Origin of the sequence: Serinicoccus sp. CNJ-927, from assembly GCF_001942435.1 — a bacterium.
Taxonomy (GTDB): domain Bacteria; phylum Actinomycetota; class Actinomycetes; order Actinomycetales; family Dermatophilaceae; genus Ornithinicoccus; species Ornithinicoccus marinus.
In genome coordinates this window covers 91349-111086 of the sequence record NZ_MKKF01000033.1, presented here as the reverse complement: position 1 = coordinate 111086, position 19738 = coordinate 91349, and the positions used below count along the sequence as shown (strand labels likewise).

Annotated in this window: 18 protein-coding genes and 1 pseudogene; 14 read left to right on the top strand and 5 right to left on the bottom strand. The window is 72.1% G+C overall.

Going from position 1 to position 19738, the window contains the following annotated elements:
• The first annotated feature begins 200 nt into the window (after positions 1-200).
• Both lepA and trmB read left to right on the top strand, forming a co-directional pair.
• Entirely contained in the window at positions 201-2150 is a 1950-nt protein-coding gene (gene lepA, locus BJF86_RS10145) for a translation elongation factor 4 (RefSeq protein ID WP_075818902.1), read from the top strand.
• Positions 2147-2932 carry a tRNA (guanosine(46)-N7)-methyltransferase TrmB gene (trmB, locus tag BJF86_RS10140; protein WP_083652932.1) on the top strand — a complete coding sequence of 262 codons (786 nt, stop codon included), beginning with the start codon at positions 2147-2149 and terminating at the stop codon, positions 2930-2932. The genes lepA and trmB overlap by 4 nt, the downstream gene beginning before the upstream one ends.
• A gap of 94 nt (positions 2933-3026) precedes the next feature.
• Here trmB and ppk2 read toward each other — a convergent pair whose 3' ends face one another.
• The gene (ppk2, locus tag BJF86_RS10135; RefSeq protein WP_022925637.1) at positions 3027-3917 is read right to left on the bottom strand and encodes a polyphosphate kinase 2; all 891 of its coding nucleotides are present in this window, start codon (positions 3915-3917) and stop codon (positions 3027-3029) included.
• A gap of 87 nt (positions 3918-4004) precedes the next feature.
• On the opposite strand from ppk2, the gene hemW reads away from it, so the two are divergent.
• A complete protein-coding gene (hemW, locus tag BJF86_RS10130) occupies positions 4005-5273 on the top strand; it encodes a radical SAM family heme chaperone HemW (RefSeq protein ID WP_075818684.1) in 1269 nt (422 codons plus the stop codon).
• Between the two features lie 85 nt (positions 5274-5358).
• Positions 5359-5931 (top strand): hypothetical protein, encoded by a 573-nt coding sequence (locus tag BJF86_RS10125; RefSeq protein WP_158068407.1) that lies wholly within the window; start codon positions 5359-5361, stop codon positions 5929-5931.
• A gap of 421 nt (positions 5932-6352) precedes the next feature.
• Here the strand turns inward: BJF86_RS10125 and BJF86_RS18935 are convergent, their stop codons facing one another.
• From BJF86_RS18935 to fumC, 3 genes and pseudogenes are all read right to left on the bottom strand, one after another.
• Positions 6353-6880, bottom strand: a complete 528-nt coding sequence (locus tag BJF86_RS18935) for a DUF4870 domain-containing protein (RefSeq protein ID WP_237768165.1) — start codon at positions 6878-6880, stop codon at positions 6353-6355.
• Positions 6881-6885: 5 nt separating this feature from the next.
• Positions 6886-7766: pseudogene (locus tag BJF86_RS10115) on the bottom strand (DUF3097 domain-containing protein).
• Positions 7767-7845: 79 nt separating this feature from the next.
• Positions 7846-9252 carry a class II fumarate hydratase gene (gene fumC, locus BJF86_RS10110; RefSeq protein WP_075818680.1) on the bottom strand — a complete coding sequence of 469 codons (1407 nt, stop codon included), beginning with the start codon at positions 9250-9252 and terminating at the stop codon, positions 7846-7848.
• Positions 9253-9343: 91 nt separating this feature from the next.
• Here fumC and hrcA point away from each other — a divergent pair, with 91 nt between their 5' ends.
• The 8 genes from hrcA to era all read left to right on the top strand — a co-directional run bounded on the left by hrcA (position 9344) and on the right by era (position 17643).
• Positions 9344-10363, top strand: coding sequence for a heat-inducible transcriptional repressor HrcA (gene hrcA / locus BJF86_RS10105; RefSeq protein WP_075815167.1), 1020 nt, complete (start codon positions 9344-9346; stop codon positions 10361-10363).
• 84 nt (positions 10364-10447) lie between these two features.
• Positions 10448-11575 carry a molecular chaperone DnaJ gene (gene dnaJ, locus BJF86_RS10100; RefSeq protein ID WP_022925630.1) on the top strand — a complete coding sequence of 376 codons (1128 nt, stop codon included), beginning with the start codon at positions 10448-10450 and terminating at the stop codon, positions 11573-11575.
• A 3-nt stretch (positions 11576-11578) separates the two neighbouring features.
• Positions 11579-12310, top strand: coding sequence for a 16S rRNA (uracil(1498)-N(3))-methyltransferase (locus BJF86_RS10095; RefSeq protein WP_075818678.1), 732 nt, complete (start codon positions 11579-11581; stop codon positions 12308-12310).
• Positions 12307-13707 (top strand): MFS transporter, encoded by a 1401-nt coding sequence (locus BJF86_RS10090; RefSeq protein WP_022925628.1) that lies wholly within the window; start codon positions 12307-12309, stop codon positions 13705-13707. Before BJF86_RS10095 ends, BJF86_RS10090 begins: the two co-directional genes overlap by 4 nt.
• A 13-nt stretch (positions 13708-13720) precedes the next feature.
• Positions 13721-14779: a PhoH family protein gene (locus BJF86_RS10085; protein ID WP_075818676.1), complete on the top strand. Its 1059-nt coding sequence runs from the start codon at positions 13721-13723 to the stop codon at positions 14777-14779.
• Positions 14776-15297, top strand: a complete 522-nt coding sequence (gene ybeY, locus BJF86_RS10080; RefSeq protein WP_075818674.1) for an rRNA maturation RNase YbeY — start codon at positions 14776-14778, stop codon at positions 15295-15297. Before BJF86_RS10085 ends, ybeY begins: the two co-directional genes overlap by 4 nt.
• A complete protein-coding gene (locus BJF86_RS10075; RefSeq protein ID WP_237768164.1) occupies positions 15294-16730 on the top strand; it encodes a hemolysin family protein in 1437 nt (478 codons plus the stop codon). Before ybeY ends, BJF86_RS10075 begins: the two co-directional genes overlap by 4 nt.
• Complete coding sequence (era, locus tag BJF86_RS10070) at positions 16720-17643, top strand: GTPase Era (RefSeq protein ID WP_075818673.1); 924 nt, start codon at positions 16720-16722, stop codon at positions 17641-17643. Before BJF86_RS10075 ends, era begins: the two co-directional genes overlap by 11 nt.
• A 35-nt stretch (positions 17644-17678) precedes the next feature.
• Here era and BJF86_RS10065 read toward each other — a convergent pair whose 3' ends face one another.
• Positions 17679-17882 carry a hypothetical protein gene (locus BJF86_RS10065; protein ID WP_075818671.1) on the bottom strand — a complete coding sequence of 68 codons (204 nt, stop codon included), beginning with the start codon at positions 17880-17882 and terminating at the stop codon, positions 17679-17681.
• Between the two features lie 216 nt (positions 17883-18098).
• Here BJF86_RS10065 and dhaK point away from each other — a divergent pair, with 216 nt between their 5' ends.
• The gene (gene dhaK / locus BJF86_RS10060) at positions 18099-19100 is read left to right on the top strand and encodes a dihydroxyacetone kinase subunit DhaK (protein WP_075818669.1); all 1002 of its coding nucleotides are present in this window, start codon (positions 18099-18101) and stop codon (positions 19098-19100) included.
• A gap of 4 nt (positions 19101-19104) precedes the next feature.
• Positions 19105-19731 carry a dihydroxyacetone kinase subunit DhaL gene (gene dhaL, locus BJF86_RS10055; protein WP_075818667.1) on the top strand — a complete coding sequence of 209 codons (627 nt, stop codon included), beginning with the start codon at positions 19105-19107 and terminating at the stop codon, positions 19729-19731.
• The last annotated feature ends 7 nt before the right edge of the window (positions 19732-19738 follow it).

Below are 19738 nucleotides of genomic sequence, written 5' to 3'. Positions count from 1 at the left end.
CCCCCAGGCCGGCACCGCCGCGGGCCCGAGACCTCCTGCGGCGGTGCCCTCACCGGGCGCGCAGCCGGGTCGTCCCCGTTCTTCCGTGGGGGCGGCCCGGCTGCGCGTCGTTCCCGTGCGTGACCGGACCCGACCGGGTCTCGTGGGAGACTGGAGGCCACGCCCTGTCCGTGCGACCGCATACCTGTGAGGTGCCCGCCCTGTCTCCGCTCGCCCGCCCCGAGACCGTCCCGCAGCCGGCGGCCACCCCGCCGGAGGTGATCCGCAACTTCTGCATCATCGCGCACATCGACCACGGCAAGTCGACCCTGGCCGACCGGATGCTGCAGGTCACCGGTGTGGTGGACCAACGGCAGATGCGCGCGCAGTACCTCGACCGCATGGACATCGAGCGCGAGCGTGGCATCACCATCAAGAGCCAAGCCGTGCGGATGCCGTGGACCGCGACGCAGGAGCCTGGTCCACGGAGCAGCGAGGACGAGCGAGCGCAGCGAGCACCAGGCGGTGGGGGGCCTGCGGGGGGCGCAGCCCCCCGCACTTATGTGCTGAACATGATCGACACCCCGGGTCACGTCGACTTCACCTACGAGGTGAGCCGCAGCCTCGCGGCCTGCGAGGGGGCGGTGCTGCTCGTCGACGCGGCGCAGGGGATCGAGGCGCAGACGCTGGCGAACCTCTACCTCGCGATGGAGAACGACCTCGCCATCATCCCGGTGCTCAACAAGATCGACCTGCCCTCGGCCCAGCCGGAGAAGTATGCCGAGGAGATCGCCGGCCTCATCGGCTGCGACCCGCAGGACGTGCTCAAGGTGTCCGGCAAGACCGGCGAGGGCGTCCCGGAGCTGCTGGACCGCATCGTCGCCGAGATCCCGCCGCCGGTGGGTGACGCGGACGCCCCGGCGCGCGCCATGATCTTCGACTCGGTCTACGACACCTACCGCGGCGTCGTCACCTACGTGCGGGTCGTGGACGGCAGCCTGTCCCCGCGCGAGCGGATCGCGATGATGTCGACCAAGGCCACCCACGAGCTGCTGGAGATCGGGGCGATCAGCCCGGAGCCGGCGCCGACGAAGGGCCTGGGCGTGGGTGAGGTGGGCTACCTCATCACCGGGGTCAAGGACGTGCGCCAGTCCAAGGTCGGCGACACGGTGACGGGGGAGCGGCGGCAGGCCGACCAGCCGCTCGGCGGCTACAAGGACCCCAAGCCGATGGTCTTCTCGGGGCTCTACCCGATCGACGGCTCGGACTACCCGATCCTGCGCGACGCGCTGGACAAGCTGAAGCTCAACGACGCGGCGCTGGTCTACGAGCCGGAGACGTCCGGCGCCCTCGGCTTCGGCTTCCGCGTCGGCTTCCTCGGGATGCTGCACCTCGAGATCGTCCGGGAGCGGTTGGAGCGGGAGTTCAACCTCGACCTCATCTCGACCCTGCCCAACGTCTCCTACGACGTGCGGCTCGACGACGGCACTGAGCTCGAGGTGACCAACCCCAGCGAGTTCCCGGCCGGCAAGATCGCCTCCATCACCGAGCCGGTGGTCCGCGGGACCGTGCTCGCCCCGAGCGAGTTCATCGGGGCGATCATGGAGCTGTGCCAGGCGCGCCGCGGCACCTTGCTCGGGATGGACTACCTCTCGCCGGAGCGGGTCGAGCTGCGCTACACGTTGCCGCTGGCGGAGATCGTCTTCGACTTCTTCGACGCGCTGAAGTCCAGGACCCGGGGGTATGCCTCGCTCGACTACGAGCCCTCCGGCGACCAGGAGGCGGACCTGGTCAAGGTGGACATCCTGCTGCAGGGCGACACCGTCGACGCCTTCAGCGCCATCGTGCACCGGGACAAGGCCTACGCCTACGGCGTGCAGATGGCCGGCAAGCTCAAGGAGCTCATCCCTCGGCAGCAGTTCGAGGTGCCGGTGCAGGCGGCGATCGGCTCGCGCGTCATCGCCCGCGAGACCATCCGCGCCATCCGCAAGGACGTCCTGGCCAAGTGCTACGGCGGTGACATCAGCCGCAAGCGCAAGCTGCTGGAGAAGCAGAAGGAGGGCAAGAAGCGGATGAAGATGGTCGGCTCCGTCGAGGTGCCGCAGGAGGCCTTCATCGCCGCGCTCTCCCAGGACGGCAGCGGCGCCGAGCCCGCGAAGAGCAAGAAGTGACCCGACCGGACACCCCGTCCGTCCGCCCCGAGGCCCCGACGGGTCACCAGGCGCACGGCCACCCGGCCGTGGGGCCGCGCCCGTTGGCACGCACCCGGTCCTTCACCCGGCGCGGTGGCCGGATGCTCAAGGACTCCCACCAGGCCGCCTGGGACCGGTATGCCGACGCCCTCGTCCTCGACGTCCCCCGCCCGCACGGCGCGGACGGCTCGACCGGGGTGGACCCGGCCTACCGGATCGACCCGGAGGAAGTCTTCGGGCGGACGGCGCCGCTGGTGGTGGAGATCGGCTCCGGCTCGGGCGACGCCCTGGTGAACGCCGCGACCGAGCAGCCGGGCTGGGACTTCCTGGCCCTGGAGGTGTGGCGCCCGGGCATCGGGCACGCGATGGCCAAGATGGACAAGGGGGAGCCGCTCACCAACGTCCGCTTCATCGAGGCCGACGCCGCGCTGGCGCTGCAGACGCTGCTGCCGCCGGGCTGCGCCCACGAGGTGTGGACCTTCTTCCCCGACCCGTGGCCCAAGAACAAGCACCACAAGCGGCGGCTCGTCTCCGCGGAGTTCGCCTCGACCGTGGCCGACCTCGTGCGCCCCGGCAGCCTGTGGCGGCTCGCGACCGACTGGGCCGACTACGCCGACGCGATGCGCACGGTGCTGGACCGGCATACCGCCTGGGAGCTGGAGTCCACCGAGCGCGCCCCGCTGCGGCCGATGACCCGCTTCGAGCGGCGCGGGCTCGAGGCTGGCCGGGACATCACCGACCTGGCGTACCGGCGCGGCTGAGGCGCCCGTCGGTCGGGCGGCGCATCGCCCACCCCGGGTCGCCGGGCGGACGGCACTCACCCTATGACGGTCCCGCCGTCAGCTCAGCCGATGATCAGTCGCCGGCGCTGTCCCGGGCCCGCTTGACCAGCCGCGGGTCGGGCCGGAGGACGACGTCGTGGTCCTTGCCCTCGTATTCGAACTGGGACAGGAAGTGACGCATGGCGTTGATGCGGGCGCGCTTCTTGTCGTTGCTCTTGATCGTCACCCAGGGCGCCCAGTCGGTGTCCGTGCGCCGGAACATCTCCTCCTTGGCCTCGGTGTAGGCCTCCCACCGGTCCAGGCTCTCCAGGTCCATGGGCGACAGCTTCCACTGCCGCACCGGGTCCAGCTGCCGGATCGCGAAGCGGGTGCGCTGCTCGGTCTGGGTGACCGAGAACCAGAACTTCGTGATCGACACCCCGGCCTCGACGAGCATCTGCTCGAAGAGCGGAGCCTGGATCATGAACCGGTCGTACTCCGCGCTCGAGCAGAAGCCCATGACCCGCTCGACCCCGGCGCGGTTGTACCAGGACCGGTCGAAGAGCACCATCTCACCGGCGGTCGGCAGGTGCTGGATGTAGCGCTGGAAGTACCACTGCCCGGCTTCGACCTCGGTCGGCTTGTTGAGCGCGACCACCCGGGCGCCGCGCGGGTTGAGGTGCTCGGTGAAGCGCTTGATCGAGCCGCCCTTCCCGGCGGCGTCGCGTCCCTCGAAGATCAGGACGTGCCGGCTGCCGTGGTCCTTGGCCCAGTACTGGAACTTCAGCAGTTCCACCTGCAGCAGCCACTTCTCGACCTCGTAGTAGTCCCGGGTCATCCGCTCGCTGTAGGGGTAGTCCTCGCGCCAGGTGTCGACCGCACTGCCGTCGGGCGTGATGAGGTCCGGGTCCGACCCCTGGTCGTCCCGGACGGTGTACCCCTGCACCCGCAGGGTGTCGATGTACTCGCGGAGGCGCTGCTGCACCCTCTGACCCTAGCGCGCGCCGGTGACGTGCAGGTGGACGACCCGGGACCGGCGTCGACGAAGTTCACGGGTGGGAGAATCGCCGGTATGCCCTCCACCTTCCCCCCGGGCGAGACCGCGCCCGAGGACGGCTCGCTGCCGCCGTCCGCGCTGGAGGGTATGCCCGGCCGTCCCTTCTCGGTCTACCTGCACGTGCCGTTCTGCCGGGTCCGCTGCGGCTACTGCGACTTCAACACCTACACGCTTCCCGAGCTCGACGACGGTGCGGCGCCGGAGGGCTACCTGGCGGCGGCGCACGGCGAGCTCGACGTGGCGGCCCGGGTGCTGGCACCCGGTGGCCCCGGGCCGGTGCAGACGGTCTTCGTCGGGGGCGGCACGCCGACCATGCTGTCCCCGGTCGCCCTGGGCTCGCTGGTCACGGGGGTCCGGGACCGGTGGGGGTTGGCGCCCGACGCCGAGGTGACCACGGAGGCCAACCCGGACACGATCACCCCGCAGGTCGCCGAGCAGCTCGCGGCGCACGGCTACACACGGGTCAGCCTGGGGATGCAGTCGGCCGTCCCGCACGTGCTGCAGACCCTCGACCGGACCCACGACCCGGCCGGTGTGGCGCGGGCGGTCACCGCCGTCCGCGGGGCCGGGCTCCAGGTCAGCCTCGACCTCATCTACGGCACCCCGGGCGAGTCGCTCGGGGACTGGCGCACGAGCCTGGAGGAGGCGGTGGCCCTGGAGCCGGACCACGTCTCGGCCTACGCCCTGGTCGTGGAGCCGGGCACCCGGCTGCACGGACAGGTGCGTCGCGGCGAGGTCCCGGCGCCGGAGGACGACGACGAGGCGGACAAGTACGAGCTGGCCGACGAGCTGCTCGCGGCCGCGGGCTACGGGTGGTACGAGATCTCCAACTGGGCGCGCTCGCCCGAGCACCGGTGCCGGCACAACGTGGCCTACTGGAACGGCGCGGACTGGTGGGGGGTCGGGCCCGGTGCGCACAGCCATGTCGGCGGGGTCCGCTGGTGGAACGTCAAGCACCCGCGCGCCTACGCCGACCGGCTGGGTCGGGGTCTCAGCCCGGTGCACGAGCGCGAGGTCCTCGACGACGAGCAGCGGTATGCCGAGCGCGTCCTGCTGGGGGTCCGGCTGGCCGACGGGCTGCCGCTGGGCGCCCTCGAGCAGTCGGGTCGTGCCGCGGTGGCCGGGCTGGTCGCCGACGCGCTGGTCGACGGTCGGGCGGCGGTGCAGGGGAGGGTCGTGCTGACCCTGCGGGGGCGGCTGCTGGCCGACACCGTGGTCCACCGCCTCCTCCCGACGCCGCAGCCCAGCCCGTCGTCGTCCTCCCTGGGCAGCGCCGGTGAGTGAGTGCCCCGGCCCGCTGCGCGGGACGGACATGGGTCGGGTGCTGCGGACCTTCCGCTGCTGGCCCGGACCGATCTCGTCGGCAGTGATGACCCTGATCACGGTCGGGGTGGTGGCCTGGCAGTGGTGGGCCGTCCCGGACGACCCGCTCTGGTTCCGGTTCTTCGTGCTGTTCCTCATGCTGCTGCTCTGCTCAGCGCTGGCGCTGCCGGGGATCCTCGAACGGCACCGGGTGTGCGAGCACGGTCTGGTGCTGGGCTACGGTCCCACGCGCAGCGCGAGGTATGTCGTCCCCTGGTCGAGCGTCGACCCGGGGCGCGTGCGCCTGCTGCGCCGAGGGCAGCTGATCTCGCGGCACCGGGGGATGCCGCAGGTCAGCCCGCACTACCGGATCGGCACCGGCCCCTTGGCCTACCGCTCGCTGGCTGTGAACGGCCTGGATACGGCGAGCAACCCGTCGCCGCACGGCCGACGCGGTTCCGGCTACGCGTGGTGGCTCCTGGGCAGTCCCCAGCCGGAGAAGGTGGCGAGGGCCATCGAGGACGCGATGGTGGCGGACGGGCATACCCGGGCCAGGGGGCTGGCCGTCCGCGCCGTCGAGCAGGAGATCGTCGTGCCCTGGACCCCGGGGCCGCCCCCGCTCCGGCCACGCGCGAGATAGACCTCGCCCGTCCGGCGCAGTTCACCGACACGCCAACGGTGGTCCCCTGTCACGACACCTGCTGCCCCGACACTGGGGGCAGACCCTGCCGGGTATGAGCCTGCAGGGCCTGAACACCCCGGACGAGGTGTGGCCCGGTTCGCGAAGTATGAGTTCGCGAACCGGGCCACGGCCAGCCGTGATGCTGCTGGCGGTGCGCAAGGGGCCAGAGGCTCTGCTCCCGCATCACCGGGAGGTCCGCCCCGAGGGGCGGTCGAATCCTCGGCCGTCTCGCGACCCGCACTCCCCGAGGGGAGTGCGTGCAGACATGTCTACGCCTGGAGGCCCGCCCGCGCAAGAGGTCGCGACGGAGAATTCGTCGCCCCTCGGCGTGTCGCGGTGGACACGCCGAGCAGCGGTGAGGGGTGTGGCTGGTGGGGCCTCAGCTCAGCAGGCGCAGCTGGAACGGGTAGTCGTAGACCCGCCCGTCCGCGGCGCGCAACGCGCCCTTGATGTGGCACCAGAGCTGGATGACGACGAGGGCGATCCAGCCGGGGATCGCCCAGACGAGCCCGATGAAGAGCGTCAGGAAGACGCTGATCCACAGCCCGACGCTGATGATCGCCAGCGTGAGGTTGAAGTTGAAGGCACCGGCAGAGGCGGTCCGCACCGCAGCCGACTTGTCCTTGTAGAACAGCCAGATGAGCAACGGCCCGAGGAAGGGCACCCAGCCGACGCTGAGCAGCATCGACAGCGGGGCCGACAGGTGGGCGAGCAGCATCATGGTGCGCTCGTCGCCCTCGAGGGCGGGGCCTCGTGCTTCCCTGCCGTACCCGGTCGATCCGCCGTAGCTCTGCGGGCCCGGTGGCGGCCCCGAGGGTGTGCCCGGCTGCGGCTGGCTCTGCTGCCCGTCGCCCTGTCTGGGGTCCTGCCAAGGTTGGCTGCTCGGGGGAGGTGGTGTCTGGGTCATGCTGCTCACTCCTCGTGAGGTGGTGGAACCGTGACGAAGTCGATCAACTCTTCGACGCTGGCGAGCAGCGTCGGTTCCAGGTCGCGGTAGGAACGCACGGTGCCCAGGATCTTCTTCCACCCCTGGGCGACGTCCGCCTGCGACGCGTGCGGCCAGCCGAGCTCGGCGAGGATGCCGTGCTTCCACGAGCGACCACGCTCGATGACCGGCCAGGCGTCCAGCCCGAGCCGGGCCGGCTTCACCGACTGCCAGACGTCGACGTAGGGGTGACCGAGGATCCGCACCCAGGGGCTGACCCGTTGCGCCTCCTGGACGATGCGGGTCTCCTTGGTGCCGGGCACGAGGTGGTCGACGAGTATGCCGAGCCGGTGGTCCCGGGTCGGACCGAAGCCACGGATCTCCGCCGCCAGGTCGTCGACGCCGTTCAGCATCTCGACGACCACGCCCTCCACCCGCAGGTCGTCACCCCAGACCTTCTCCACCAGCTCGGCGTCGTGCCGTCCCTCGACCCAGAGACGCGAACCGGTGGCGACCCGGGCGGCTGGTCGGAGACGCGCACCGATCCGCTCGCGGTGCGGCGCGCGGTCTCACGACGGGCGGCCAGGTGGTCGTTCGCCCGCTGGTCGACGGGCGCGGTGAGCACGACGGGGCTGCCGTCGAGGAGGAAGCCTGGTCCGAGCGGGAAGCCCTTGCGCCGCCCGCGCCGGTCCTCCAGGTGGACCACCTGCATACCCCCGGCCTTCTCGACCCCGACGACGGCGCCGCACCATCCGGTGTCGACGTCCTCGACGACGAGGCCCGGATCGGCGCTCACCTCCTGGGCGCGGCCGCGCCGGGGGGCACGCCAGTCGGTCGACAGGACATCGGTGCCATAGCGGTCGTTCACAACGGACGACCGTAACGCGTGTGACTGATGAGGTCGGTGAGGCGCGCCCTCGACGCGGTCGGTCGCGGCGTCGGACGGGTCAGACCTGCCGAGGTCGGGTCATGTCCAGCGGCACGACCCAGGCGTCGAACTCCTCGGCGGTGAGGTGGCCGCTCTCCAGGGCCGCCTCGCGCAGCGTCTGCCCGGACTTGTGGGCCGACTTGGCGATCGCGGCCGCCTTGTCGTAGCCGATGTGCGGGTTGAGCGCCGTGACCTGCATGAGGTTGCTGGCCAGGTTGGCCTCGATCCGCTCGGTGTGCGGCTCGATGCCCTGGGCGCAGCCGGCGTCGAAGGCGAGGCAGGCGTCCGCGATGAGCCGGATGCTCTCGAGCACCGCGTGCACCATGACCGGCTTGAAGACGTTGAGCTGGAAGTTGCCCTGGCTGCCGGCGAAGCCGACGGTCGCGTCGTTGCCGAAGACCCGCGTCGCGACCATCGTCATGGCCTCGGACTGGGTGGGGTTCACCTTGCCCGGCATGATCGAGCTGCCCGGCTCGTTCTCCGGGATGAGCAGCTCGCCGATGCCGTTGCGCGGCCCGGAGGCCAGCCACCGCACGTCGTTGGCCATCTTCATGAGGGCCCCCGCGAGGGTCCGCAGCGAGGACGAGGTCTGCACCAGCGCGTCGTGCGCGGAGAGCGCCGCGAACTTGTCGTCCGCGCTGCGCAGCTCCAGGCCCGCCTCCTCGCCCATCTTCCGCGCGGCGAGCGCGCCGAAGTCGGGGTGGGCGTTGAGCCCGGTGCCGACCGCCGTGCCGCCGATCGCCAGCTCGCGCAGCCCCTCCCCGGCGTGCCGGACCTCGCCCAGGGCGTAGTCCAGCTGGGCGACCCAGCCGCCGATCTCCTGGCCGAGCGTGATGGGAGTGGCGTCCTGCAGGTGGGTGCGGCCGACCTTGACGACGTCGGCATACCGCTCCGCCTTGGCCGCCAGCGTGTCGCGCAGCGTCGTGACCCCCGGCTCGAGCCGGTCCCGCAGCTCCAGCAGCACCGCGATGTGCATGGCGGTGGGGAAGGTGTCGTTGCTGCTCTGCCCGCGGTTGACGTGATCGTTGGGGTGCACCGGGGTCTTGCTGCCCATCTCGCCGCCGGCCAGCTCGATGGCGCGGTTGGAGATGACCTCGTTGCTGTTCATGTTGCTCTGCGTGCCCGACCCTGTCTGGAAGACCACGAGCGGGAAGTGATCGTCCAGGTCCCCGGCGATGACCTCGTCGGCCGCCCGGACGACGAGGTCGGCGACGTCCTGCGGCAGCTCACCCAGCTCGGCGTTGGCCTGGGCGGCGCCCTTCTTGAGGATCCCCAGCGCCTGGATGATCGGCCGCCCCCAGACGAAGGTGTCCTGGCCGATGGGGAAGTTGCGGATGCTGCGCTGCGTCTGCGCCCCCCAGTAACGGTCGTTGGCGACCTCGACCTCGCCCATGCTGTCCGTCTCGATGCGCACTCCGCTGTCCATGGCGGACATGGTATGCCTCCCCTCGCCGCTCCCGTAGACTGGCACTCCTGTCCGACGAGTGCCAACGAGTGCCCAGGGAGGAGGCAGACCGGTGAGCGACGACCGACGGCTGGACGTGCTGCGCGCGATCGTGCAGGACTACGTGCGGACCTCGGAGCCGGTCGGCTCCAAGTCCCTGCTGGAGCGGCACCAGCTGGGCGTCTCGGCCGCCACGGTGCGCAACGACATGGCCGTGCTGGAGGAGGAGGGGCTCATCACCGCCCCGCACACCAGCGCGGGCCGGGTGCCCACCGATGCCGGCTACCGCCTCTTCGTCGACCGGCTGCAGCAGATCAAGCCGATGACCCGGGCCGAGCGCACCGCGATAGCCCGTTTCCTCGACGGCGCCGTCGACCTCGACGACGTCGTCTCCCGCACCACGCGCCTGCTCTCCAGCCTCACCCAGCAGGTCGCGGTGATGCAGTACCCCAGCCTGTCCCGCTCCACCGTCCGGCACGTCGAGCTGGTCCCGGTGGGTGGCACCCGCCTCATGATCGTCCTCATCGTCAACACCGGGCGGGTGGAGCAGCGGGTGGTCGACGTCGGGCGTGACCTCACCCTCGAGCCCGAGGTGGTCGCGCAGCTGCGGGCCGTCGTCAACGAGCTCACGGTGGGCGAGCGGCTCAGCACGGTCGCCGCCGGCACGGCCACGACCGGCACCCGGGTGGCCCCCGCCGACCGCGCGCTCGCCGAGGTCGTCCTCGACGCGCTGGCCGACGCCGCCGACGAGCAGACCGAGGAGCGCATCGCCATGGCGGGCACCGGCAACCTGGCGCGCGTCGGCAGCGACTTCCCCACGTCTCTCTCGCAGGTCCTCGAGGCGCTGGAGGAGCACGTCGTCCTGCTCAAGCTCATGGGGAGCATGGCGAGCCTCGACGACGCCAGCACCGTCGCCGTCTCCATCGGTGCCGAGAACCCCTACGAGCCGCTGCGCACGACCTCCGTCGTCGCGACCACCTACGGCACCGCCGGCGGGCTCGGGGTGGTCGGACCGACGCGGATGGACTACCCGCAGGCGATGGCCACCGTCCGCGCCGTCGCCCACTACGTCGCCGACATCCTGGACGGGTGAGCCACCTCACGGCATACCCCGACCGCGCCCATCGTTGAACCCGACCAGACCGCACACGCCACGACCGCAAGGACGTCCTACGCCGTGAACGACTACTACGCCGATCTCGGGGTGGCCCGCGAGGCCAGCGCCGAGGAAATCAAGAAGGCCTACCGCAAGAAGGCCCGCCAGCTGCACCCCGACGTCAACCCCGGCCCCGAGGCGGAGGCGGAGTTCAAGCGGGTGAGCCAGGCCTACGACGTGCTGGGCGACCAGGCCAAGCGCGCGTCCTACGACCGGGGGCAGGACCCCTACGGCGGCGCGACCGGTGGCTTCGGCCAGGGCTTCACCTTCAGCGACATCATGGATGCCTTCTTCGGGGGCACCGCGGCCGGCGCCCGCGGACCGCGCTCGCGCACCCAGCGCGGGCACGACGCGCTGATCCGGCTCGACGTCGACCTGCAGACCGCCGTCTTCGGTGGCGAGCAGACCCTGCAGATCGACACCGCGGTGGTGTGCAGCACGTGCAGCGGCGCCGGCGCCCAGCCCGGCACCGGCACCCGCAGCTGCGACGTGTGCAGCGGACGCGGTGAGGTCCAGCAGGTGCAGCGCTCCTTCCTCGGCCAGGTGATGACCTCGCGGCCGTGCCAGGCATGCCGCGGCTTCGGCGACGTCATCGAGCACCCCTGCTTCGACTGCTCCGGCGAGGGCCGGGTCCGCACCCGGCGCGACCTCACCCTCAAGGTGCCCGGCGGCGTCGACTCCGGGACCCGGATCGCGCTCGCCGGCGAGGGCGAGGTGGGTCCCTTCGGCGGTGAGCCCGGCGACCTCTACGTCGAGATCGCGGTCGAGCCGCACGACGTCTTCACCCGGCGCGGCGACGACCTGCACTGCACGCTCGAGGTGCCGATGACGGCGGCCGCGCTGGGCGCGACCCTGCCGGTGGAGACCTTGGACGGCCCGGTCGAGGTGGACCTGCGGCCGGGCACGCAGCCGGGGCACACCCTCTCCCTGGACGGCAAGGGTGTCACCCACCTGCGCGGCCAGGGGCGGGGCGAGCTGGTCGTCCACCTGGACGTCAAGGTGCCCACCAAGCTGGACGACCGGCAGCGCGAGCTGCTCGCGCAGCTCGCCGAGAGCCGCGGTGAGTCGAGCCCGACCGGCCGGATGGGCAGCTCCGGCGGTGGCGCCGGTCGCAAGCACAGCCTCTGGGACGCCCTGCGGGGCCGGTGAGGCGTGAGCGACCCGCTCTTCCTCGTCGACCCTGAGGAGCTCGGGACCGACCGACCGCGGCTGCAGGGCACCGAGGGCCGGCACGCCGCGACGGTGCAGCGCATCACCGCCGGGGAGACGGTGCTGCTGTCCGACGGCCGGGGTCGGGGCGCCCGCTGCCTGGTGCTGGGCGCGGAGCGGTCCGAGCTGCAGCTCGAGGTCGTGGAGCGGCTGGAGGAGCCCGAGCCGGCCCTGCGCGTGGTGCTCGCCCAGGCGCTCGCCAAGGGCGACCGCGACCTGCAGGCGATCGAGGCCGCGACCGAGCTCGACGTCGACGAGGTGGTGCCGTGGCAGGCCGACCGCAGCGTCGTCCGGTGGCGCGGGGAGCGCGTCGCCAAGTCGTTGCGCCGCTGGGACCAGGCACTCGTGAGCGCGACCAAGCAGTCGCGACGGCTGCGCCGGCCCGCGCTCGGCCAGCCTGTCGGGCGCACCGGTCTGCTCGACCGGGTCGCGGGGAGCGCACTGACCCTGGTGCTCCACGAGGAGGCGATCGAGCCGCTGGCCTCGGTCGACCTGCCGGACTCCGGGGACCTGCTGCTCGTCGTCGGGCCCGAGGGCGGGATCTCTCCCGAGGAGCTCGACGACCTGGTCGACGCCGGTGCCCGACCGGTCCGTCTGGGGCGGACCGTCCTGCGGACCTCCACCGCCGGCCCGGCGGCGCTCGCCGTGCTCGGCGCCTCGGGCAGGTGGCGGTGAGCAGCAGCGCAAGGACGACGCGGGAGGCGGCTCCCCGCAGCGGGGCGGTCTTCGCCCCGGGCATCCGCAGCGCCTCGGTCGGCGCCACCGTGCTCATCGCGATGTTCGCGCTGGAGTACATCGCCGTCGGCGCCGCCATGCCGACGGTCGCGGAGGCGCTCGACGGCTACCACCTCTACAACATGGCCTTCGGCGCCACCGTCGCCCTCAGCGTGGTCGGGATGATCCTCGCGGGCTGGTGGTCCGACCGCTCCGGGCCCCGGCCGGTGGTCGTCGCCGGCGCCGCGGTCTTCTCCGCCGGGCTGCTCGTGGCCGGGCTCGCGCCGACGATGGAGGTCCTCATCGTCGGGCGGGCGCTGCAGGGCCTGGGCAGTGGGCTGGCCTCGGTGGCGATCTACGTCGTCATCGCCCAGCGGGTGCCGGACGGCCTGCGCCCCGCGGTCTTCTCCCTGCTCGCCGCGGCCTGGGTCCTGCCCGGTCTCGCCGGTCCGCTGCTGACCGGGACCCTGGTCGAGCACCTGTCCTGGCGGTGGGTCTTCCTCGGCGTGGTGCCCGTGGTCCTGCTGTCGGTCTGGGTCCTCCGCCCGGCGCTGCGCGCCACCTACCCCGGTGACGACGCGGGCTACCTGCGCGGCTCCGTCATCGGCTGGGCGGTGGTCGCCGCGCTCGGCGTGGGTCTGCTCAACCTCGCCGGCGACCGGCTGAGTCGCTGGGAGTATGCCGTCGGCGCGGTCGTCCTGGTCCTGCTGGTCCTGGCGGCCCGCCGCCTGCTGCCGCGGGGCACGCTCTCGCTGCGGCGGGGGCTGCCCTCGGTGGTCGGTGTGCGCGCGGCCCTGGGCGGGTCGTTCATCGCGGCCGAGGCCTACCTGCCGCTCATGCTGCGCGACGAGCACGGCTACAGCCCGGCGCAGGCGGGTGCCGTGCTCGCCGTCGCGTCGTGCACCTGGGCACTCGGGTCGTGGGGCCAGGCGCGCGTCGGCCCGGGCCGCGACCGCTACCGGCTCATGGTCGCGGGCACGCTGCTGTATGCCGTCCTCATGGTGCTCCTGGCCGTGTCCGTGTCGGCCTCGTGGCCCGGGTGGGCGGTCATCGCGCTCTACGGTCTCGCCACGCTCGGGGTGGGGATCGCCTACCCGACCACCTCGCTGCTGACGATGCGGCTGTCGCCGGAGGCCGAGATCGGGCGCAACTCCTCCTCGTTGCAGGTGGGAGAAGCGCTGACCAGTGCCTTCGTCCTGGCGGTCACCGGTGTCGTCTTCGGCGTCTCCTACGCCACCGCCCCCCACACCGCCTTCGTCGGCACCCTGGTCGTCGCGGTAGCCGTCGGGCTGCTCTCGGTGGGCAGCGCGCTGCGGGCCCGTCCCGCGGACCCGGCGCCTGTCCGTGCCGCCGTCTAGACTGGGATCCCTCATGACGCAGACCGATCCGACCGCCGCACCGCAGCCCACGCATACCGTCGTCATCCCCGACGAGGTCCCGATGGTGACCCTCCTCGGTCCCCGCGACGAGCTCCTGCGCACCGTCGAGCGCGCCTTCCCCAAGGTCGACGTGCACGTGCGCGGCAACGAGTTCCGGCTCACCGGCGACTCCGCCGAGCTGGCGCTGGTCGAGCGCCTCGTCGACGAGCTGCTCGCGATCGTGGGTCGCGGGCAGCCGCTCAACCGGGACGCCGTCGAGCGCAGCATCGGCATGCTGCGGACGGCGACCTCGGACCGGCCGGCCGACGTGCTGACGATGAACATCGTGTCCAACCGGGGCAAGACCATCCGGCCCAAGACGCTCAACCAGAAGCACTACGTCGAGGCGATCGACGCGCACACCATCGTCTTCGGGCTCGGTCCGGCCGGCACCGGCAAGACCTACCTCGCGATGGCCAAGGCCGTGGCGGCGCTGCAGGCCAAGGAGGTCAACCGAATCATCCTCACCCGCCCCGCGGTCGAGGCGGGGGAGCGGCTGGGCTTCCTGCCCGGCACCCTCACCGACAAGATCGACCCCTACCTGCGGCCGCTCTACGACGCGCTGCACGACATGGTCGACAGCGACTCGATGTCGAAGCTCATGGCGGCCGGCACCATCGAGGTCGCGCCGCTCGCCTACATGCGGGGGCGCTCGCTCAACGACGCCTTCATCATCCTCGACGAGGCGCAGAACACCTCGCCCGAGCAGATGAAGATGTTCCTCACCCGGCTGGGCTTCGGCTCCAAGATGGTCGTCACCGGTGACACCACCCAGGTCGACCTGCCGGGCGGCACCCGGTCCGGGTTGCGGGTGGTCCAGGACATCCTGGCCGACGTCGACGACATCCACTTCTCGCACCTGACCAGCCAGGACGTCGTGCGGCACCGGCTGGTCAGCGACATCGTCGATGCCTACGGCCGCTTCGACGACCAGGCGCGCCGCGCCGGCTCCCGGCGCGAGGCACGGGCTACGCCCCGTCCTGGACCCGCGCCGGAAGAGGGCAGCGGATGATCGAGGTCCTCAACGAGTCCGGGGAGATCCCCTCACCGGTCCCGGAGAGCGAGCTGGCCGACCTCGGACGTCACGTCCTGGACCAGCTGCGGGTCAACCCTCGCGTGGAGCTGACCATCACGCTCGTCGACGAGGACACGATGGCCAACCTGCACGAGCGGTGGATGGACCTGCCCGGCCCGACCGACGTCATGAGCTTCCCCATGGACGAGCTGCGTCCGGGAGGTCGCGGGTCGACCCACGGCGACGGCGAGGGTGAGCCTGGCGGGGTGCTGGGGGACGTGGTGCTCTGCCCGTCGGTCGCCCGGAAGCAGGCGACGCAGGCCGGGCACGCCGTGGGTGACGAGATGCTGCTGCTGACCACGCACGGCATCCTGCACCTGCTCGGCTTCGACCACGCCGAGGAGGCGGAGCGGCGCGAGATGTTCGACCTGCAGCGCACCCTGCTGCTCACCTTCCTGGCCCACCGGGGTCGCACCACCCGGGCGGCGGACGACGACGTGGTGGGCCAGGCGTGACCACGCTGGCCCTGGTGGCACTGGTGACCACCGTGATCGCCTTCCTGCTCACGGCGGGGGAGACAGCCCTGCAGCGCGTGACCCTCCGCCGAGTGGAGCAGCTCGTGGACGAGGGGCGCTCGGGGGCGCGGGCGCTGCTGCGGATCAGCGCCGACCCGGCCCCCTACCTCGCCGTCGCGGCCTTCGTGCGGGTGGCCGCCGAGGCGGCGACCGCCGTCATGGTGACGGTGGCGGTCGACGTGCTCACCGACTCCCACCTGCAGACCGCGCTCGTCGCGATCGCGATCATGTCGGTGCTCACCTTCGTCGTGGTGGGCGTCTCGCCGCGCACCCTCGGCCGGCAGCACACCGAGTCGGTGGCCCTGGTCGCCGCGCCGGTGGTCCGGCTGCTGCGCCTCTTCCTCGGCCCGGTCGCCAAGCTGCTCGTCGTCTTCGGCAACGCCGTGACGCCGGGACGCGGGTATACCGAGGGGCCGTTCGCGACCGAGACCGAGCTGCGCGAGCTCGTCGACCTGGCGGGGGAGTCCTCGGTCATCGAGGACGACGAGCGGGAGATGATCCACTCGATCTTCGAGCTGGGCGACACCGTCGCCCGCGAGGTGATGGTGCCGCGCCCGGACCTCGTGACCATCAAGGCCGAGAAGGTGCTGCGGCAGGCGATGTCGCTGCTGCTGCGCTCCGGGTTCTCCCGGGTGCCCGTGGTCGGCGAGGACACCGACGACGTGCTCGGGATGCTCTACTTCAAGGACGTGGCGCGGGCGGTCAACAGCCGAGCCGCGTCCGCAGACGCCGTGCCGGTCACCGAGGTGATGCGGCCGGTGCAGCGGATCCCGGAGATGAAGCGGGTCGACGACCTGCTCAAGGAGATGCAGCAGGGCCGGCAGCACGTCGCCGTGGTCATCGACGAGTACGGCGGCACGGCAGGGCTGATCACCATCGAGGACATCGTCGAGGAGATCGTGGGGGAGATCACCGACGAGTACGACCGCGACAGCGTCGAGGTGGAGGAGGTCGTCGACGAGGACGGGACGACCCGCACCCGCGTCCCGGCGAACCTGCCGGTGGACGACCTCGCCGAGATGTTCGACGTCGAGATCGAGACCGAGGACGTCGACTCGGTGGGTGGGCTGCTCGCGACCGCCATCGGGATGGTGCCCATCCAGGGTGCGGTCGGTGAGGTCGCCGGTCTGGAGCTGACCGCGGAGCGCATGGCCGGTCGCCGGCGGCGGGTGGCGACGGTCCTGGTCCGCCGGGTTCCCGAGCCGGAGGCCATCGACGACGGAGACGACGATGAGGCCGACGAGGACGACGGGAGGGACCGCGCGGCTGCGACCGGGCGTGGCGAGGGTCACGAGGCAGAGGCCGTCCGTCCTCGACACCGTGATCGCGACAGAGACCGCCACGACGACGAGGTGAGCACCCGTGTCCGCTGAGCAGACGGCATACCGCGCGGGCTTCGCCTCGCTCGTCGGCCGACCCAACGCCGGGAAGTCGACGCTGACCAACGCGCTCGTCGGGAGCAAGGTCGCGATCACCTCCTCCAAGCCGCAGACCACGCGGCACGCGATCCGCGGCATCCGCACCACCGACAGCTCGCAGCTGATCCTCGTCGACACCCCGGGCCTGCACCGCCCGCGCTCGCTGCTGGGGCAGCGGCTCAACGACCTGGTGCGCGAGACCCTGCTGTCGGTGGATGTCATCGGGTTCTGCCTGCCCAGCGACCAGCGGGTCGGACCCGGCGACACCTTCATCGCGCGCGACCTCGCCGACCTGCACCGGGTCCGGAAGGTGCCCGTGATCGCCATCGCGACCAAGGCCGACACGGTGAGCCGGGACCGGCTGGCCGAGCACCTCGTCGCGATCGACGCTCTCGGCGACTGGGACGCGATCATCCCGTGCTCGGCCACCGGCGGCGACCAGGTCGAGGAGGTCGCCGACCTGCTCGCGGCCCACCTGCCGGTCTCGCCCCCGCTCTACCCCGCCGACCAGATCACCGACGAGACGACCGTGGTGCAGATCGCCGAGCTGGTCCGGGAGGCCGCGCTCGAGGGGGTGCGCGACGAGCTCCCGCACAGCCTGGCCGTGCAGGTCGAGGAGATCGTGCCGCGCGAGGACCGCCCGGCGGACTCCCCGCTGTCGGACGTGCGCGTCAACGTCTTCGTCGAGCGGTCCAGCCAGAAGGCGATCATCATCGGCCGTGGCGGCTCACGGCTGCGCGAGGTCGGCACCGAGGCCCGGCGCGGCATCGAGGACCTGCTCGGCCACCGGGTGCACCTCGACCTGCACGTCAAGGTGGCCAAGGACTGGCAGCGCGACCCCAAGGCCCTGGACCGGCTCGGCTTCTGAGCCGGGGTGGGCTCGCACCGGGGTGGGCCGTGCGCTCAGCCCCGCGTGGGGTAGGGCTCGTCCCGGCCCGGAGGGATGAGCCGGGTCTGCTCGCCGCACGCGGTGCAGCGGTAGGTGAACCGGACGGTCATGCCGTGCCACTGTTCCTCCACGACAGGGCCCTCGCCGGGGTCGTCGGCGAGGCGCTCGAAGTCGAGGCTGTTGCATCGCGCGCAGCGTGCCCGGTGTGAGGTGGCCACCGATCAGCACCGGTCCGTCGGGTCGGCCCCGCGGGCGAGGGTGGCCCGCGGCGGGCGCGCCGCACGGACGGCGTCACCCTGCTGCTCGCTGCTCACGCCGTCATCGTGCCCCAGGTCGGCATCCGCCGCGCGGTGCGGCGTCTACCTCGGCCGACCCCGGGACGCGACATCGGCATACCTGCGCCCCTGGTCACGATCCGTGGCAGAGTGACGCCTGTGAAGAAGCTCCTGAACGACCCCGACGACGTGGTCGTCGAGGCGCTGGCGGGGATGGCGGCCGCCCACCCCGACCAGCTGCGCGTCGACCTCGACCACAAGCTCGTGCTCCGGGCCGACGCGCCGGTCTCCGGCAAGGTCGCCCTCGTCTCCGGCGGCGGCTCCGGTCACGAGCCGCTACACGGCGGCTTCGTCGGTCGCGGCATGCTCTCCGCCGCCTGCGCCGGGGAGGTGTTCACGTCCCCGGTCCCCGACCAGATCCTCGCCGCCACGACCGCCGTCGACGGCGGCGCCGGGGTGCTGCACGTCGTCAAGAACTACACCGGCGACGTCATGAACTTCGAGATGGCCGCCGAGCTGGCCGGCGAGTCCGGCATCCAGGTGGAGGCTGTCGTCACCGACGACGACGTCGCCGTGCAGGACAGCCTCTACACCGCCGGGCGGCGCGGCGTCGGCGTGACGGTGCTGCTGGAGAAGATCGTCGGGGCCGCTGCCGAGGAGGGGCAGGATCTGGCGTCCTGCGCCTCCCTGGCCCGTCGGGTCAACGAGCAGGGACGCTCCATGGGGATCGCGCTGACCTCCTGCACCGTGCCCGCGGCGGGGAAGCCGACCTTCGAGCTCGCCGACGACGAGATGGAGATCGGGATCGGGATCCACGGCGAGCCGGGCCGGTCCACGGAGAAGCTCGCGCCCGCCCGGGACATCGCCGCACGACTGGTCGAGCCGGTGGTCTCGGACCTGTCGCTGGAGCGTGGCGAGCAGGTGATCGCCTTCGTCAACGGCATGGGCGGCACCCCGCTGCTCGAGCTCTACCTCATGTACGGCGAGGTGCAGCGCCTCCTGGACGACGCGGGGATCGAGGTGGCCCGGTCGCTCGTCGGCAACTACATCACCTCGCTGGAGATGGCGGGGTGCTCGGTCACGCTGCTGCGCGCCGACGAGGAGATGACGCGCCTGTGGGACGCTCCTGTGGACACTCCCGGCCTGCGATGGGGAGGATGAGCACATGGCTGACCTGAACGCATTCCAGGCGTGGATCGCCGCCTGCTCCGCAGGCATCGACGAGCGCGCCGACGACCTGACCGAGCTCGACCGCGCGATCGGTGACGCCGACCACGGCAGCAACATGAGGCGCGGCTTCGGCGCCTGTGCCCAGCTCGCCGAGCAGGAGGACTTCACGAGCGTGGACGCCTACCTGAAGAAGGTCGGCATGACGCTCGTGAGCACCGTCGGCGGCGCCTCCGGCCCGCTCTACGGCACCTTCTTCCTGCGTCTCGCCGGGCCGTTGGCCTCCAGCGAGGACATCGGTCCCCGTGAGTTCGGACAGGCCCTGCGGGCGGGGGTCGAGGGCATCGTGGCGCGCGGCAAGGCCGAGGCGGGCGACAAGACCATGTATGACGCGCTGGCACCCGCGCTGGAGGCCTTCGACGAGACCTCAGCCACCGGTGCCGGGCTGGGGGAGTCGCTGCAGGCGGCCGCCCTTGCCGCCGCAGCGGGCCGGGACGCGACCGAGCCGATGATCGCGCGCAAGGGTCGCGCCTCCTATCTCGGCGAGCGCAGCGCCGGACACCAGGACCCCGGCGCCACCAGCGCCACCGTGCTCATCGAGGCCGCCGCGCAGACCCTGTCGTGAGCGCCTC